This window comes from Hymenobacter cavernae (assembly GCF_014641455.1).
GTDB lineage: Bacteria > Bacteroidota > Bacteroidia > Cytophagales > Hymenobacteraceae > Hymenobacter > Hymenobacter cavernae.
The window spans coordinates 319494-336218 of sequence record NZ_BMHT01000007.1; the positions used below are offsets into that span (position 1 = coordinate 319494).

General features: G+C 57.6%; 12 protein-coding genes. 4 read left to right on the plus strand and 8 right to left on the minus strand.

Annotated elements, in window-relative coordinates; all coding sequences use genetic code 11:
• Nucleotides 1-184 precede the first annotated feature (184 nt).
• The 4 genes from IEX74_RS19405 to IEX74_RS19420 all read left to right on the plus strand — a co-directional run bounded on the left by IEX74_RS19405 (nucleotide 185) and on the right by IEX74_RS19420 (nucleotide 7014).
• A complete protein-coding gene (locus IEX74_RS19405; protein ID WP_188815681.1) occupies nucleotides 185-793 on the plus strand; it encodes a TetR/AcrR family transcriptional regulator in 609 nt (202 codons plus the stop codon).
• A 76-nt stretch (nucleotides 794-869) separates the two neighbouring features.
• Entirely contained in the window at nucleotides 870-2252 is a 1383-nt protein-coding gene (locus IEX74_RS19410; RefSeq protein ID WP_229755383.1) for a TolC family protein, read from the plus strand.
• 141 nt (nucleotides 2253-2393) lie between these two features.
• Entirely contained in the window at nucleotides 2394-3554 is a 1161-nt protein-coding gene (locus IEX74_RS19415; protein ID WP_188815682.1) for an efflux RND transporter periplasmic adaptor subunit, read from the plus strand.
• Nucleotides 3555-3720: 166 nt separating this feature from the next.
• Nucleotides 3721-7014, plus strand: a complete 3294-nt coding sequence (locus tag IEX74_RS19420) for an efflux RND transporter permease subunit (RefSeq protein ID WP_188815683.1) — start codon at nucleotides 3721-3723, stop codon at nucleotides 7012-7014.
• Between the two features lie 262 nt (nucleotides 7015-7276).
• On the opposite strand, the gene IEX74_RS19425 is transcribed toward IEX74_RS19420, so the two are convergent.
• The 8 genes from IEX74_RS19425 to IEX74_RS19460 form a co-directional block, all read right to left on the minus strand.
• The gene (locus IEX74_RS19425; RefSeq protein WP_188815684.1) at nucleotides 7277-7852 is read right to left on the minus strand and encodes a Crp/Fnr family transcriptional regulator; all 576 of its coding nucleotides are present in this window, start codon (nucleotides 7850-7852) and stop codon (nucleotides 7277-7279) included.
• Nucleotides 7853-7867: 15 nt separating this feature from the next.
• Nucleotides 7868-8893 (minus strand): SDR family oxidoreductase, encoded by a 1026-nt coding sequence (locus IEX74_RS19430; RefSeq protein WP_188815685.1) that lies wholly within the window; start codon nucleotides 8891-8893, stop codon nucleotides 7868-7870.
• Between the two features lie 225 nt (nucleotides 8894-9118).
• Nucleotides 9119-9643 carry a GrpB family protein gene (locus IEX74_RS19435; protein ID WP_188815686.1) on the minus strand — a complete coding sequence of 175 codons (525 nt, stop codon included), beginning with the start codon at nucleotides 9641-9643 and terminating at the stop codon, nucleotides 9119-9121.
• Between the two features lie 3 nt (nucleotides 9644-9646).
• Complete coding sequence (gene nudK / locus IEX74_RS19440; RefSeq protein WP_188815687.1) at nucleotides 9647-10231, minus strand: GDP-mannose pyrophosphatase NudK; 585 nt, start codon at nucleotides 10229-10231, stop codon at nucleotides 9647-9649.
• A gap of 258 nt (nucleotides 10232-10489) precedes the next feature.
• On the minus strand, nucleotides 10490-12058 hold the full coding sequence (locus tag IEX74_RS19445) for a T9SS type A sorting domain-containing protein (RefSeq protein WP_188815688.1): 1569 nt from the start codon (nucleotides 12056-12058) through the stop codon (nucleotides 10490-10492).
• A gap of 720 nt (nucleotides 12059-12778) precedes the next feature.
• On the minus strand, nucleotides 12779-13735 hold the full coding sequence (locus IEX74_RS19450) for a glycoside hydrolase family 43 protein (RefSeq protein ID WP_188815689.1): 957 nt from the start codon (nucleotides 13733-13735) through the stop codon (nucleotides 12779-12781).
• 57 nt (nucleotides 13736-13792) lie between these two features.
• Nucleotides 13793-15721, minus strand: coding sequence for an alpha/beta hydrolase-fold protein (locus IEX74_RS19455; RefSeq protein ID WP_188815690.1), 1929 nt, complete (start codon nucleotides 15719-15721; stop codon nucleotides 13793-13795).
• Between the two features lie 101 nt (nucleotides 15722-15822).
• Nucleotides 15823-16725, minus strand: a 903-nt coding sequence (locus IEX74_RS19460) for a glycoside hydrolase family 97 catalytic domain-containing protein (protein WP_188815691.1), incomplete at its 5' end; no start/stop codon positions are given.

Genomic DNA, 16725 nt, shown 5'->3' on the forward strand with positions numbered 1-16725 from the left:
GGCTTAGTAGTACATGCTTCCTCTGGCAGGCTCAGTAGGCGCTTAGCAAAGCTAGGTTGTCGTCTGCCCTACTTCTGCAACAGGAATCGAAGCTCCGCTAAGCATCTCATAAAAATTAATCAATTGTTTAAAACATTGTCATAAACCCTCTGTTTAAAACGCTACTCACCTGATTGCAGAAGCTATGTCGGAAGAAACTGTACCCTTGAACACTGAGAAGCGTATCAAAGAAGCGGCTCGTAAGGTGTTCATGGAGAAGGGTTTCGACGGAACAACCTCCCGCGATATCGCCGAAGCAGCGGGCATTAACGTGGCGCTTACCAACTACTACTTCCGCAGCAAGGAGAAGTTGTTTAAGATGATTTTTGAGGATGCGCACCGCGAATTCTTTCACGAAAGCCACGAGCTGCTGCAAAAACCGATCAGCCTGCGCGAGAAAATTCCGCAGTTGATGGCGGCCGATTTTAACCTGTTTTCTAAAACGCCCAATCTGTCGCTTTTTCTACTAGCAGAGCGGCACCGGCACCCAGAGCTACTCGCCTCGGTGGAGCAACCGTCGGCTTTAGGCTTCTTTCTCAACCAGATTCAGGAGGCAGTGGAGCAGGGCGAAATCCGGCCGATGGCGCCGGCCCATGTGCTTCAACTGATTATGGCCAATGTCCAGTTTGTATATCTATCGAAGCCCGTGATGGTGCAATGTGCCAACCTTAACCCAACCACCTACGCTGACTTCGCCGGTCAGCATCAGCAGCTCGTAACCGACATGATAATGAACTACTTGTTTAATTTCTAACGCTGTTTTCTCTGACTTAGCTGGCTTGGCTGCCCAGGGTAGGGCGCCCCTTTTGGCCTTAGTTTAAAACCCGAAAATGAACAGAACATTACCTCATCTGCGCGCCCGAAGTCGCGCGCTGCTGCTCAGTATGCTGCTGCTTGCGCCGTGGCTCGGCTGGGCGCAAAAGGCCACTACGCCCATCGGCTCGCTGCCGCCGCAAGCCAATTTGCAGCAATGCATCGAGTATGCCCTCAACAACCAGCCTCTGGTGCGCCAATCGAGGCTGAATGAGCAGATCGGCGAACGGAACATCCGCATTGGGCTGTCGTATTGGCTGCCCCAGATCAACGGCACGGGCATCTACACCCGTAATATTCAGCTGCCTACCAGCGTGTTGCCCAACTTCACCGATCCTTCGGCCGGGCAGCAGATCATTCGTATTGGTCTGAAAAACACTTCGACAGTAGGCCTGGGTGCCACGCAGCTGCTCTTCAATAACGACGTGCTGCTGGCTGCGCGCTCGGTGCGGGCCACGCGCCTGAACTATGCCCAGACCACCACGCTCAACAAGATTGAAGTGGTGACCAACGTCAGCAAGGCGTTCTACGACATTCTGCTCACGCAGGAGCAGCTCCGCATTCTGCTGGAAGACATTCAGCGGCAGGAGCGGCAGGTGAAAGACGCCCGGGCGCAGTTTGAGCAAGGCATCGTCGATAAAACCGACTTCCTGCGGGCGGAAATTTCGGTGAAGAATGCCTACGCGCAGCGCCGCACGGTGTCGGAGTCGATGCGGGGTAAGTATGCCACACTCAAGCAGCTGATGGGCCTAGGTCCGGAAAACCCGCTGAACCTGACCTACGACACGCTGCAAATGGTGCAGGAAACGGCCCTGGATACGACGCAGCAGCTAGCTTACGAAAGGCGCGTCGAGATTCAGCAGCTGCAAACGCAGAAACAGCTTCAGCGCTTCCAGATCGACTACTACCGCTACGGGTTTCTGCCTTCGCTGTCAGGGTTTTACAACTACAACCGCGTTTATCAGAACAACCATTTCGGGGATCTTTACAGCCGGGCTTTTCCCAACCAGAACGCGGGCTTGCAGCTGGCTCTGCCCATCTTCACCGGCACCCGGCGCCTGCAAAACCTCAAGATTGCGGAGCTGCAGGATGATCAGCTTGACCTGAGTTTGTTCGACACCCGTAACCAGATCAATACGGAGTACGAGCAGACCATAGGTACCTACAAAGGCGCCCTGAACGAGCTGGCTGTGGTGCAGCAGAATGTGGCCGATGCCAAAGAGGTATACCGCATTCTGAACCTCCAATACCGCGAAGGCATCCGCACGTTCCTGGACGTGATTATCGCCGAGACGGACCTGCGCACGGCGCAGCTGAATTACTACAATGCCTTGTTCAACGTGCTGTCCAGTAAGCTGGATGTGCAGCGGGCGCTCGGCAACATCACCTTCAATCAGTAGAGGTTAGAGCTTAGAGGAGAGAACCTGGAGCTTAGAAACGAGATAAATACCTCCTGTTTATCGTATTTCTTCCCCACTCTGCTGCTCATTCTTCTCCCCAAACTCTAAGCTCTAAGTTCTGATTTCTAACAGCTAAGTAACATGAACTGGAATTCTAAGCGGGTGTTGCCCGTCATTATAAGCGCCACGATGCTAGCTTCTTGCGGCAAGAAGGACGAACAGCAGCAGCAAGGACCACCGCCTGCCATTCCGGTGGCGGTGTATAAGGTAAGCGAAGAGCCGGTGGTAGGCGCCGATACGTACCCCGGCACTGTAGTGCCGCTGAACGAGGTGCAGCTGCTAGCCGAAGTAACTGGCTATCTGACGGATATGTATGTGCAGGATGGGGCACGCGTGACAAAGGGGCAGCGGCTTTACGGCATCGACCGCACCCGCTACCAGGCTTCCTACAACGAAGCCGCCGCCCAGCTGGAAGTAGCCCGCACCAACTACGCCCGCGCCGCCCAGGATGCCGAGCGCTACGTGCGCCTCGGCGAGCAAGACGCTATTGCCAAGCAGCAGGTGGATATTGCGAAGGCAACCCAGGCTAATGCCAGGTCGCAGATTGCAGCGGCGCAGGCCGCCGTCAGCAGCGCCTCGCTGGATGTGCGCCACTCCGCTATTACGGCGCCGCTCACCGGCACCATCGGCATTGCGCAGGTAAAGCTAGGTGCCCTCGTGACGCAGGGACAAACGCTCATCAACACGGTTTCGGCCGAGAATCCGATTGCGGTTGATATCAACATTGCCGAGCAGGACATTGCCCGTTTCCTAAAGCTGCAACAGAATAAGGCGGCGACCAAGGACTCCGTTTTCACGCTCGTACTGCCGGGGCTGCGTCCTTACACGTTGCCGGGTAGAGTGGCTACCGTGGACCGGGCCGTTGACCCGCAAACCGGTACGCTGCGCGTGCGGATTCAATTTCCGAACCCCGAAAAGCTCCTCAAAGCGGGCATGAACGTGACCCTGCGCGTGCTCAACCAGGATACCGGCAACCAGCTCGTGATTCCGGCCCGCGCCGTGACCGAGCAGATGGGCGAGTTCTACGTGTACGTAGTCGGCGATAGCAACAAAGTAGCCCAGCGCAAGGTGATGACCGGCACGCGGGTGAAAGATATGGTGGTGGTACGCAGCGGGTTAAAGGAAAACGAAACCATCGTGAGCGACGGTTTGCAGAACCTGCGCGAAGGTGCCGTGATTCAGGTGGGCGACCCCACGAAGCCAGCCGCCGCGCAAGGTGGGAAGCCGACGGCTGCTAAGTAACAACTCAGAAGAACGTCATGCTGACGAAGGAAGCACCTCGCGTGCTGACGTGGGCAAAGTAGCTCCAATCACGAGGGCTGCCATTGCACGCGAGCTGCTTGGACCAGCTCAGCATGACGGAATACATCAGCAACGATACGCGGGCTAAAAGCCCGCGCTACATCCTATGATATCAGACGTTTTTATACGGCGGCCGGTCACGGCAATTGTCGTATCCATTGTGATTGTTCTGGTTGGGGTGCTCGCCATCCTGAGCCTGCCCATCAGCCAATACCCCGATATCTCGCCACCCGTGGTCCAGATTTCGGGCAGCTTTACGGGGGCCGACGCGCAAACGGTAGAGCAAACCGTGATGACGCCCATCGAGACGCAGGTAAACGGTACGCCGGGCATGGCCTATCTGTCGTCGAATGCCACGAGTGACGGCCGGGTGTCGTCGAACGTGACGTTCGAGATTGGTACCAACATCGATATTGCGACACTCGACGTGCAGAACCGGGTGAGCGTGGCTCAGCCGCAGCTCCCCGATGAAGTAAAGCGCCTAGGTCTGACGGTGAAAAAGCGGAATCCGACCATCCTGATGGTGGTGGCGCTGTACTCGCCCAAGAAGACCCACAACATTCAGTTCCTCGACAACTACACCAATATTTACGTCCGCGATGCGCTTTTGCGCGTGAAAGGCGTGGGTGACGTGACCAGCATCGGCCAGGACTTCTCGATGCGCGTGTGGCTCAAGCCCGACCGCATGGCGCAGCTAGGTTTGAGCGCCGCCGAAGTAACGAATGCCTTGCGGGAACAGAACGTGCAGGTGGCTGCCGGCTCCATCGGCTCGGCCCCGCAATATGGCTCGCAACCCTTCGAGTACACGCTTTTTGTAAATGGTCGCCTGACCAAACAGGAAGAGTTTGAGAACATCATCGTGCGCACCAATCCGCAGGATGGCTCCATCGTGTATCTCAAAGACGTGGCGCGCATCCAGCTCGGCAGCTTCGACTACTCGCGGGCTTCGACCGTGAACGGCAACCCCGCCACGCTGCTGCTCGTGAACCAGACGCCGGGCGGCAACGCTCTGGAAACAGCCGAAGGCGTGTACGCGGCCCTCGATCAGCTGAAGACGAAGTTCCCACCCGATGTGTCCTATAAGGTGCCGTTTGAGTCGGTGACGGTGGTGCAGGTGTCCATTGAGGAAGTAATTCACACCCTGATCGAAGCGCTGGTGCTGGTGACGGTGGTGGTGTTCGTGTTCCTGCAAAGCTGGCGCGCCACGCTCATCCCGATTGTGGCGGTACCGGTGGCCATTGTGGGTACGTTCATCATGTTTATTCCCCTAGGTTTCACAATTAACACGCTGACGCTCTTTGGTTTCGTACTCGCTATCGGTATCGTCGTCGACGATGCCATCGTGGTGGTGGAAGCCGTGCAGCACTATATCGATACGGAGAAGATTTCGGCCCGCGAAGCCACGCAAAAAGCTATGGCCGACATCACGGCGCCGGTTATTGCCATTGCCTTGATTCTGGCGGCGGTGTTTATTCCGGTCGGCTTCATTCCGGGTATTGTGGGGCGTTTGTACCAGCAGTTTGCCATCACTATCGCTATTTCGGTGGTGCTGTCGGCTTTCATTGCCTTGTCGCTCACGCCGGCGTTGTGCTCGTTGATGATGCGCCCTACGGAGCAAACGGCTGATTCGAAGGGTATCAACAAGCTGTTCTACAAATTCAACCAGTGGTTTGGCCGCGTCACCAACTCCTACTCCAACGGGGTGCAGCGCACACTGAAAGCTACGCCGCTGGTGCTCATCGTGTTGGCGTGTATCTATGCCGGTACGTTCGGCCTGTTCCGTACCAAGCCATCGGGCTTCATTCCGACCGAGGATGAAGGTCGTTTGTACGTGTCGGTGGAGCTGCCGCAGGGTGCTTCCAGCGCCCGCACGAAGGCCATCATGAACCAGATGTCAGACATCATTCGCGAGAAGGTTCCGGCCATCAACAACTACTCCGGCATTGCCGGTCTGAACGCGCTGAACTTTGCCTTTAAATCGAGCAGCGGCACCTTCTTCGTGCAGCTCAAGCCTTGGGAAGAGCGCAAAGATGAGTCGCAGCAGCTCTACGGCGTAATTGGTCAGCTTCAGAAGGAGTTCTCGGTGATTAAAGGTGCCAACATCGTGGTGGTGCCGCCGCCCGCTATTCCGGGCCTGGGTAACACGGGTGGTTTCAGCTTCCAGCTGGAGCAGCGTGAAGCTTCAGCCGATATCAAAGCCTTCGAGGCGACCGTGAACAAGTTTGTGGCTGCCGTGAATCAGCGCCCCGAAATCGCGCGGGCCTACACCTTCTTTACGGCCAAAACCCCTGGCTATCAGATAACTGTCGACCGGAATAAAGCCAAAAAGCTAGGGGTGCCGCTCACGAACATCTTCCAGACGATGTCGACCTACCTAGGTAGTACCTACATCAACGACTTCACCCGCTACGGCCGCAACTTCCGCGTGGTGGCCCAGGCTGATACGTTCTACCGCAAGGATATTACGGAGCTGAACACCTTCTACGTGCTTAATCAGCAGGGAAATCAGGTGCCGATGAGCTCGTTGGTAACCTACAAGCTGGTCGAAAACGCGCCGCTGATTTCGCACTACAACCTGTTCCGCTCAGCCGAAATCAACGGTGATGCGAAGGCAGGCTACAGCTCTGGCCAGGCCATTGCAGCTTTGCAGGAAGTAGCCGCCCAAACCTTGCCCGCCGACTACGGCTTCGACTTCTCGGGCCTGAGCCGCGAGGAAATTAACGCTGGCAACAGCACCATCGTCATCTTTGGTCTGTCGATCCTGTTCGTGTTCCTGCTGCTGGCGGCCTTGTACGAAAGCTGGTCGGTGCCGTTCTCGGTGCTGCTGGCCGTGCCGCTGGGAGCCTTTGGCGCTATCGTGGCCCTCACATTCCTACCCAAGCTCACCAATAACGTGTACGCCCAGATTGGTCTGATCACGCTGATTGGTCTGGCCGCCAAGAACGCCATTCTGATCGTGGAATTTGCCAAGGAACGCGTCGACTGGGGTATGAACGTGACAAAGGCAACGCTGGAAGCCGTGGAGCTGCGTTTGCGCCCGATCATCATGACCTCGTTGGCGTTCATCCTAGGTGTGCTGCCGCTGGCCTTTGCCTCCGGTGCCGGTGCCGTCTCGCGCCAGACGATCGGCTGGACCGTGACCGGGGGTATGATTGCGGCAACCTTCCTGGCCATCTTCGCGGTGCCGGTGCTGTTTGTGGGCATTACCAAGCTAGCTTACGGCAAGGAGAAGCTCGCTGAAATGGAAGCCAACTACAAGCCCGAAGAGCACGGCCACGTTCAACACGGCTCGAAGGAGCCCAATACGCCGCCGGAAGGCCCATCGGAGCCGAAGCAGAACGATCGAGGCACGGAAGAGCAACGGCGCAACGACCAGACGCCGCCGGAGCTGGGAACCTAGGTTTCACTTCCGAAGCAACAGAAAAAAAGCCAACGCTTTCAAGGCGTTGGCTTTTTTTCTGTTGCTTCGGTATATAGTTTTATCGGGGATGATCTTTGAAATGCCCAGCAAACTAGCGCCCTATTCGGAACACAGCGCACTCACATATCACAACTCCTTTTACCGGGTAGGTCGGGACAAACAGTCAGCAGTTTGGCTAACTACTAAGCCTCACGGTCTGCCTTTCGTCACAGGTTGGTTACTGCCTGATAGAGGAAAAGAGCTACCGTAGCTCGGTTTTTCGAATGCGACTCAAGGATTGCGGCGTGATCCGTAGGTAAGAAGCAATATAGTGTTGCGGTATGCTCAAAATCAGGTCAGGGTAGCGCTTAATAAATTCCTGGTATTTCTGCTTGGCGGTTCCGAAATGCAAAAAGTCGTTGTCCTTCAAGGTGTTGAGCAATGCCACTTCCGTCAGGAGCTTGCTCAGGATGAAGAGCTTGGGAATTTCCTCCATAAGCTGCTGCCAGGGGCGCCGCTCGATAAGCAGCAACTCGCACGCCGTGAGGGCCTGAATGCCTGAGTGCGTGGGTTGATTGCTGGAAAAGCTCTCCAGGTCCAGGATAAATTGGTTGGGGCGAAGAAAACACGTGGTGGCTTCGTCCTCCGGTTCCGGACCCACCAGGTACCTCCGGCAAACGCCGGCACTGACGAAGCCCAGCCGGTTCGAGAGCTCGCCGGGCGCGAGGAAATGCTCACCCGCCCGGAATGGCTGCATCGCAAAATGGCCCGTGATATAGGCAATTTCGTCGGGGCTCAACACCCCGCCGAAACAGAATGCTTGGCGTAGATTTTCCATACGAATGGTTGGCGCTTACTTAACCAAACCTAGGTCGAGGATGCTTTGGGCGCAGGCAATCACGGCTTCCTCCTGGGTTAGTGGCTGCCAATGTAGCAGCTCTTTGGCTTTTCGGTTGTCGCACTTGCGCTGCTGGCCTAGGTCCAGGAGCACCGGCCGAATGGCCGGGTCAAACCAGCTAAGCAGCCGGGTCAGGAGATTAGGCAGCACCCGGCGCGGAATGTTACGGCCGGGAAAACGGGTGCGCAGCAGAGCGGCTATCTGGGCATACGTCAGGAAGCCCGCCGTGCCCACGAAGCGTTGACCCGCGGCAGCCGGCTGCTCCATGGCCCGCCGCAGCAGGTCGGCGATAGAGCGCACATCTACCAACGCAAAACCTAGGTCGGGCACGGCGGGCATGCTGCCATCCAGTAGCTTGAGCACTGCGTTGGCGGAATTGCCAAAATCCTCTTCCAGCACCGGCCCCAACACCAGGCCGGGCAAGACGGCGGTCAGTTCCAGCTCGCTGGTGTCCGCCGCCATAAAGTCCCACGCCGCCTTTTCAGCCAGCGTCTTGCTGCGGAAATAAGCCGTGGTGTCCACTCGATTGGTCACATCGGTCCACGTCGTTTCGTCGTAGAGCCCGCTTTCCCGGCCTTTGGGCCGCCCATACATCAGGGCACCGGTGGAAGACGTAAGCACCACGCGTTTGACCCCGTTGGCTGCCGCTGCCCGCAGCACGTGCAACACGCCGTTTTTGGCGGGCACAATCAACTCATCCTCGTGCTGGGGCACTTCCCGCGGGTTTGGCGAAGCAATGTGCTGAACGTAGTCCATACCTTGCATTAGGTCGTGCCAGACCGTTTCATCGGTCAGTTCCGCTTGGGCAAAGCGTAGCTTGTCTACATGCTGGGTGTGGCGCGCCAGCATAGTTTTTACTGCATCTGCCCGGTCCAGACTCCGCAGCGTACCGGTAACTTCGTACCCATTCTCCAGCAAGTGGATGGCCGTATGCGAGCCGATAAAACCGGAGATGCCGGTCAGTAATACCTTACCTTTCATAGTCGTTGCGTTACGCGGCAAAGGTCCAGGACCTGGCGCTACGCCCACGTTACCAATGGGTAAGAAAATCAGCAGCTAGTAAATTCTGGAGGCCGGACGGCGCAGAAAATCGGCTTCGTTTTACCTGGGTTGTTCACGAAAACCTAGGTTTTCACAACCACCAAGACCTAGGTTTTCGTGGACAATCCAGGGCACACGCATCAACCTGGCGGCTCTGCCCGTGTCTCACCCATTGCCAATGATGTTGCCGATAAAGGTTGTCTTGCCTTCCACATACTGTTCGCTGGCGTAGGGAAAACGACGCGCAAGGTCGCGCTTTAAGGCCGCATACGCTTGGGCCTGTTCGGGGTGCGTGCGCAGGTAGTTGCGCAGGGAAAGATGATTCGTGAGTCCTGCGCCTGCTGCTAAACACACGTAGAGGTGATGCGCGGGCCACGTTCTTTTGGGTGTTGTGTACGGGGCATTTTCATCCAACTGTTTAAAAGCTTCCCGCTCCTTTACGCCTCTATTGCCCAGATGCTGATACCCCAACGCTGCTAGTGGCGCTACCAAAACAGGCAAAACTGCCTGATCTTGAATAACAAGATCAATATCGATAACCGGTTTGGCTGCCAAACCGGGCACGGCGGTGCTGCCGACATGTTCGATGCCGATAAGCCACTCACCGAGCGCCGCAGCATAGACCTGGGCTAATTCCTGAAAGGCAGTAGGCCAGCTAGGGTTATACTCGACGATTTCAATCTTGCGCATGTCCTATCCGAGGAGTGCATGAAGCTGCGCATACTGGAGCAACAGGATGGTTTTTGCATCTCTGATTTCGCCCGTCCGGATCAGGTGCAAAGCATGAGCAAACGGTAATTCCAGTACTTCAATGTCTTCCTGTTCTTCGGCTAATCCACCGCCATCGTGCACGCGCAACTCCTCACCGTACTCGGCCACGAAGAAGTACAGCATTTCCGTGACGGAGCCCGGCGACATGTACGCCTCGAATACTTTCTGCACTTTTTGGATCCGGTAGCCGGTTTCTTCCTCCGTTTCCCGCCGGATGCAGGCTTCCGCGTCGTCTTGGTCGAGCAGGCCCGCGCAGGCTTCAATGAGCATACCGGTAGTGTTGCCGTTCAGGTAGGTGGGCATACGAAACTGCCGGGTTAGGATAACCGTCTTCTTGCCGGGGTTATACAGCAGGATGGCCGCCCCGTTGCCCCGGTCGTAGGCTTCGCGGCTCTGGGTAGACCAGCGACCATCTTTCTGCCGGAGCGCGAAGGTGATTTTGCGGAGCGTGTACCAATTGTCGGATAATACTTCAATCGTCTTGGTATTGACTTCCGGAGTGTACATGGAACTAGAGTTAGAAAGGAAACAAAAAAAGAGCTGCGAGGAAGTATAGCTACTTCCTCGTTCATCCTTCGTAGCATGTGCTTTTTCCAGTGGGCGCACCGTGTTCCGTCTTCTTGAGATGGAAGATAGTTATCTGCCGAGGAGCCCACCGTCAGGCCTGGCCCGCCACGAAACCTAGGTAGCCTGCGTCATCAAGCGAAACAGCGGGATACACCTGCCAGGCCGTTTGGCGGTAGCGAAAGGGGGGAGAGGCAGAAGCTACTCAAGCACAATTCGTTGGGTCGCCTGGTATCCCTGTGGTCCGCTTACGCGCAGCCAGTACAAGCCTGCGGGCAGGGTGTCGGTGGGGACCTGGACGGATGCCGCCGTCAGGGCGTGGCGCAAGACCTTACGGCCGACTGCATCCACCAGGTGCAACTGGAGGCCAGAAGGTGGCATATTGAGGGCTAGCTGCACCGTGAAGGAGCTACGGGCCGGATTGGGATACACACGCAACTCTGCGGGCGCCTTGGCTGAATGGTTGGCCAAGACAGCGGGGGCGAGCTTCACCACCCAATAATCGCCGTAGAGCTCCCCGCCGCGGCTGGGTTCGCTCTTGTCATTTACGGCACCATCCGTGGACATGCCCGCCAGCAAATACCCACCATCCGAGGTAGCACTTACCCGCGTGAGCTGGGTATAGCCACCGTCAGCACGCAGGGTTTGTTCCCACTGCTTGGCGCCTTGCGCGTCGAGCTTCGTCGCATGGTACGTGCTGAAGTCGCTGCTGCCAAACAGGCAACCGCCATCGGTGGAAAGAGTGAGGCTGGTGAGATAATCTTCCTGATACGTGCCGTACGCGTGGTCCCACTGTTTGGTGCCCTGCGCATTGAGCTTCACCAGCCAGAAGTCCCGGCCACCTAGGTTGGGCTGGCTTTTATCGCCGCTGGCTCCCGAGTAGGAGGAGCCGGCAAGCAACGCGCCGCCATCAGCCGTCAACTGTAGCCCTTGCAAGTAGTCATTCTCGCTGCCGCCGAGCACCCGGTCCCACTGTTTAAGGCCTTGTGCATCGAGCTTAACCAGCCAAAAATCGTAGCCACCCAAGCTAGGCTGGGTTTTGTCACCGGAGACATCAGATTGGGAGTAGCCGCCGAGCAGGTAGCCCCCGTCCGGGGTTGGTTGCAAGCTGGTAAACGCATCAATTCTACTTCCCCCAAGCGTACGATCCCACTGCTTGTTGCCTTGGCTATCGAGCTTCACAACCCAGTAGTCGCTTCTCCCCCGGCTGGCTTGACTCTTGTCGCCGGAAGTGGCGGAGCTGGAATTGCCGGCTAGCACATAGCCGCCATCGGCGGTTTGCTGCACACTGATCGGGGTGTCATCGGCGTCGCCTCCAATGGTACGGTCCCACTGGCTGGTGCCTTGCGCATCGAGCTTTATGATCCAATAATCTACGCCGCCCTGGCTGGCTTGCGTCTTGTCATCCGAGACAGGCGAATCAGAGTAAGCCGCCACGATATAGCCGCCATCGGCGGTTTGCTGCACGCTGGTTGCCCCGTCGTAGCGAGTGCCACCGAGCGTTCGGTCCCACTGCTTGCGGCCTAGCGCATCTACTTTCACCACCCAGGCATCATCTCCCCCGAGGTGTGCCTGCGTTTTATCACCCGAGATGCCGGACTGGGAGGCGCCCACCAGAATGCTGCCGCCGTCGCGAGTGGGCTGCATTCCCGCGAGTCGTTCCTCCCCGCTGCCACCGAGGGTACGGTCCCATTGCTTAGCGGGCGTTTGGGCCAAGGCGCTTCCCGAGAGCACCAGGGCACAGGCCACGAAGAAAGTTTGGAATTTCATAGCGCGAAGGATCGATGATAAAAGCAGAAGGAAAGCCTAGGTTGGGTAAGAGGCTGCTACAGGTCTGTTTGCTGGCAGGGCCGCTGCAATTGTAGGGCAAAGCTAGCTAGGTACTTATTTGTGGAACTTCGCCAAACGGAGTTTCACTTGCGTCTGCTGGATTTTTAACTCCAAGCCATTCGCAACGGCGCCGGCGACCATCCCATTAGCTTAGGTGCCGAATGCCAGCTGCTGCCGCGCTGGGTCGTTTATGCGACTGGCTTCGGCGGGGCGCTCCTCAAGGTTAACCAGCAGGCCAGGCACGAGCTTGCCCGGTACGCGAATTTGTACAATGCTGGGAGCAGAGCTAGGTCTCCGGCATTATTACAACCAAGTCAAACGGCGACAGCGACGCCAAACAGCCGGATCTTCCGTCGGAAACTATCTAGCGCTGCAATCGACCAGCAGCTGGCGGAATCCGCGCAAGGTGGGGCCAGCTGCTGCGATATAATTTTACTATGGTAGCCGTGCTGTGGGGCGTGCAACGTCGACTCGGAGGCCACGGCTTCGCTGAGGCCTGCGCGGGCCTAGGTCTATCCAACGACATTCAAGCAGAATACCACGAAACGTATGAGCTGCAACGTCACCTAGTCCTGCAATACTTAGCCAGAACCTACCATAACTTGCCGGGTAGGACGTGCGGAATAGCTAGGTGCTGCGCTGGGAAGTGAGCAGCCGGCATTACTTAGCTGGTGCTACCCCGTCTGTCGTTTGCACTATTTTCTGGATGGTGCCGTCGGGGTTGTAGTGCAGGTAATCCACGCAGATGGAGCGCCGATAGCTGCCACCGGTGGGCAGGGCGCCGTTGTGGTAGAAAAAGTAGCTCTTGCCCTTGTAGTCGATGATGCCGGGGTGGGTGGTGAAGCTGTTGGGCACATTTTCCTGGATGATGCCCCGGTAGGTCCACGGCCCGGTGGCGCTGGGGGCCGTGCAATACTCTATCATTTCGGGCTTGGTGCCGGCGCTGGCATACACGAGGTAGTAGAGCTTTCTGCGCTTGTACACCCAAGGCCCTTCGATGTAGTTTTTGGGAGTAAACGTGGTGATGGGGCTCGCCAACTCGATCATGTTATCCTTGAGCTTCACCCACTTGCAGCTGCCGTTGCCCCAGTACAAGTATGCCTGTTTGTTGTCGTCGATAAAAACGGTGGGGTCAATATCATCCCAGGCGTGCGGCAGGTCCTTGGTCATCTCATTGACGATAAGTGCTTTGCCAATAGCATCCCGGAACGGCCCCGTAGGGCGGTCCGACACGGCCACACCGATAGCCGCGCCGCCCTGGCTGTTGTCGTCTTTCTTATGAAACGTGGATACAAACCAGTAGAACTTGCCCTTATGGTAGACGCACTGCGCCGCGTAGGCATCACCGGTAGCCCAGGCAAAGGTTCGGGGCGAGAGGCGCGTGCCGTAGTCTTTCCAGTGCACCAGGTCGGTGGTGGCGTAGATGCGCCAGTCGGGCATCTTGTAGTTCGTTTCCTGCACCGAGGCCGTGTCATGACCAGTGTACAAAAACAGCGTGTCGTGGTACACCAGCGGCGCCGGGTCGGCCGTGAACACGTCTCGGATAATCGGGTTTTGTGCCTGCAAGGGTAGCCAGGACACCAGGGCCAGTAGGACAACGAGGAAAGTGTTTTTCATGGAGCTAGGGTAGAAGATAGGGGTAGTGAACTCGTAAGCCTGTAATTGCTAGGTGGCTTAAAACAGCCTCTGGGCAAACAGGTACAAATCGTGCCGCCACACGGGCCAGGTATGACCGCCGGGATACTCGCTGTACACGTACTTGATGCCTAGCTCATCCATTTTGGCCCGCATCACCTTATTGTTGGCGTAGGCGATGTCGGCCTGTCCGCCCATCGAGAGCCACAGCTGCTTCAGGTTGGTGTTGATGGTGCTGGCATTGGCTTTCATGAAGGCATACTGCGGGTCGGACAGCTGGGGGTTATTGGCAAAAAAGCCCGAGCTGAACACCCCCAGGTAGGCAAACATATCGGTGTTCTTCATACCGGCGTAGAGGGTTTGCAGGCCTCCCATCGACAAGCCCGCCAAGGCCCGATTGTTGGCCCCGGCTGCCACCCGATAGTTGCTTTCCACCACTGGTAGCACGGTTTGTTTTAGCTCGTCTTCAAACCTTTTCAGCGTATTCTCGCCGAAGCCGGCCAAGCCACCGGGGCCGCCCATGTTGCCATCCAGCATTACCACGAGCATGGGCTTGGCCTTCTTTTCAGCAATCAGGTTGTCCAAAATCAAGTCAGCTTTGCCTTGCCTGGCCCAGCCGGTTTCGTCTTCGCCGCCGCCGTGCAGCAGGTAGAGCACCGGGTACTTGGTGGCGGGGCTGGCGTCGTAGCCCGCTGGGGTATAGATATAAAACTGCCGCCAGGTATTAGTGACCTTAGAGAAGAACCGCTTCATCCGAACCTCGCCATGGGGCACGTCGCACAGCGCGTAAAAGCTAGTGCCGCGGCCGGGAACCTCAATGCCGCTAGCCATGCGCCCCATCCCGTAGAAGGTGTCGCTAGCGGGGTCAGCTACGGGCAGGCCGTCGAGCACCAGGGAGTAATAATGCAGGCCCCGGCTGAGGGTGTCGGTCGTCACCATCCAGGTGCCGCTGCTGTCTTTTGCCATGTCGTACTTCCGGCCTAGGTCTAGCTGGGCTTGCTGCACGCCGGGCGCTTTGAGGCGAAACACGGCGCGGTTGTCGGGCAAAAGCTGAGGGTATTTGGCATTGCGCACGTTGGTCGCAGCCGGTGCGCCCAGCACGGTGTAGGTAGGCAGCGCCGCCACATCGACGGGCTTAAACAGCTGCTGCGAGAACATGTACAGCCCGTTTTTCCAAACCTTGAAGTCGTGCCCGCCCGCTTCGAGGTAGTACACGTGCGGCACGCTGTGCTCGTAGAGGTAGTCGTGCGTGCGCTGGCTGATGGGCAGCAGGCCGTCGGCGTCGCCGCACGAAATCCAGAGCAGCTTGAGCTGCTTTTTGGCTTTTGCTACATCGGGCACCAGCTGCTCGGGTTGCCTGGTGTTAGGAGCCGAGGAAAAGCCGCCTACCCAGGCAAATTTATCCAGGTTGCCCAACCCAAAGTTCAGCGACTGACCACCGCCCATCGACAGCCCGGCAATAGCCCGGTTCTCGCGGCTGGTCAGGGTCGGGTAGTGCTTTTCGATGTAGGGGACGAGGTCGGTCAGCAGGTCTTTTTCGAAGTTGGCAAAAGCAGCCACTTTATCCGGGCCGTAGATATTGCCCACGGGCCGGTCGTCTTTCATGGCCCGGCCGTTGGGCATCACCACCAGCATGGGCTTGAGCTTGCCCGCCGCGTACAGATTATCCAGAATCACCTGCGGGCGCCCTCCTTTGAGCCATTCCTTTTCGTCGCCACCGATGCCGTGCAGCAGGTAGAGCACCGGGTACTTCTTCTTTTTAGAATAGCCCGGCGGCGTGTACACCAGCGCCTTACGCACCGTGCCCACGGTTTTCGACGGGTAGCTGATACTATCTAGCTTACCGGTAGCAATGCCCGCGGTGGGTTGGTCGAAGCCCTTAGGTGCTTCCATCGCCATTTTTTGGGCAAAAGTGTTGCTTATGCTCAGCACGACAACGCCCAGCATAACAGGGAGTAGGTTTCTCATAACTCGGAAAAAGGCCCGGCGGACCTAGGTGATGGGTGGGAAAATCGGACGGTTTGCAACGGGAATAATCAAAACCGGCGTAGCCGCCGGCATTCCAGGGCCTAGGGCTGCACCACGAAGCCGCCCCGCGCGGGCAGCGTTACGCTGAGGGTAGTGCCCACCACGGCCCGCGTGCTGAAGCTGCGGTTGGTGTCCCCGTCGGTAATGAGGGTGCCGCTTTGCAGACCTAGCTTACCGAGGTCCAGCTGAATGGTTTTGGGGGCGTCGGTGGCGTTGATGCCAGCCACGTACCATGCGCCGCCGGGTGCCTGGCGGGCCAGCACCACGTACTGGCCGGGGTAGCCATCCACCAGCTTCACGTCGGCCCAGCGCGGGGGTAGCTTTTTCACGAAGTCCTGCACGTAGGCGGGCTGCGCGGCCATGCCCTCGGGCACCTCGGCGTAGTGCTGAATACCGGACTGAAACAGCACCGACAAGGCCAGCTCAAAGGCGTTGGAGGTGCGGCGCTGCTTGCCTCTTATCTCCGAAAAGGCCATAGGCGTGAAGTCCATCGGGCCCACGGCGTTGCGGGTGAAGGGCAGCGTGGCGCAGTGGGTAGCCTCCTGGTCGGTGTTGCGCTGGTCGAAGGTCAGGAACTCGAAGCCCTTCACCGCTTCCATCGTCATCAGATTAGGATAGGTGCGGTTCCAGCCCCTAGGCAAGGTAGCGCCGTGAAAGTTGACCAGCAGACCGGCTTGGGCAGCATCGACGAGCAAATCCTGGTAGTAGTTCATAAACGACTGCCCGTCGCCGCCGAAGAAGTCGATCTTTATTCCCACAATGCCCATCTGCTTGAGGCGGGCAAACTCCTGGCGCCGGCTTTCGGGCTCAAAGAGCACGTTGGTCGGGGTTTGCGGGGCCTGGTTCCAGTGGCCGTTGGAGTTGTACCACACCAGCAGGCCCACGTTTTTGGAGCGGGCATACTGAGCTAGCTCCTGCGTTTTGTCGTAGCCGATTTGCTTGTC

Coding starts and splice junctions, on each gene's coding strand:
- IEX74_RS19405 (WP_188815681.1), top strand. CDS start 185: ATGTCGGAAGAAACTGTACCCTTGAACACTGAGAAGCGTATCAAAGAA.
- IEX74_RS19410 (WP_229755383.1), top strand. CDS start 870: ATGAACAGAACATTACCTCATCTGCGCGCCCGAAGTCGCGCGCTGCTG.
- IEX74_RS19415 (WP_188815682.1), top strand. CDS start 2,394: ATGAACTGGAATTCTAAGCGGGTGTTGCCCGTCATTATAAGCGCCACG.
- IEX74_RS19420 (WP_188815683.1), top strand. CDS start 3,721: ATGATATCAGACGTTTTTATACGGCGGCCGGTCACGGCAATTGTCGTA.
- IEX74_RS19425 (WP_188815684.1), bottom strand. CDS start 7,852: ATGGAAAATCTACGCCAAGCATTCTGTTTCGGCGGGGTGTTGAGCCCC.
- IEX74_RS19430 (WP_188815685.1), bottom strand. CDS start 8,893: ATGAAAGGTAAGGTATTACTGACCGGCATCTCCGGTTTTATCGGCTCG.
- IEX74_RS19435 (WP_188815686.1), bottom strand. CDS start 9,643: ATGCGCAAGATTGAAATCGTCGAGTATAACCCTAGCTGGCCTACTGCC.
- nudK (WP_188815687.1), bottom strand. CDS start 10,231: ATGTACACTCCGGAAGTCAATACCAAGACGATTGAAGTATTATCCGAC.
- IEX74_RS19445 (WP_188815688.1), bottom strand. CDS start 12,058: ATGAAATTCCAAACTTTCTTCGTGGCCTGTGCCCTGGTGCTCTCGGGA.
- IEX74_RS19450 (WP_188815689.1), bottom strand. CDS start 13,735: ATGAAAAACACTTTCCTCGTTGTCCTACTGGCCCTGGTGTCCTGGCTA.
- IEX74_RS19455 (WP_188815690.1), bottom strand. CDS start 15,721: ATGAGAAACCTACTCCCTGTTATGCTGGGCGTTGTCGTGCTGAGCATA.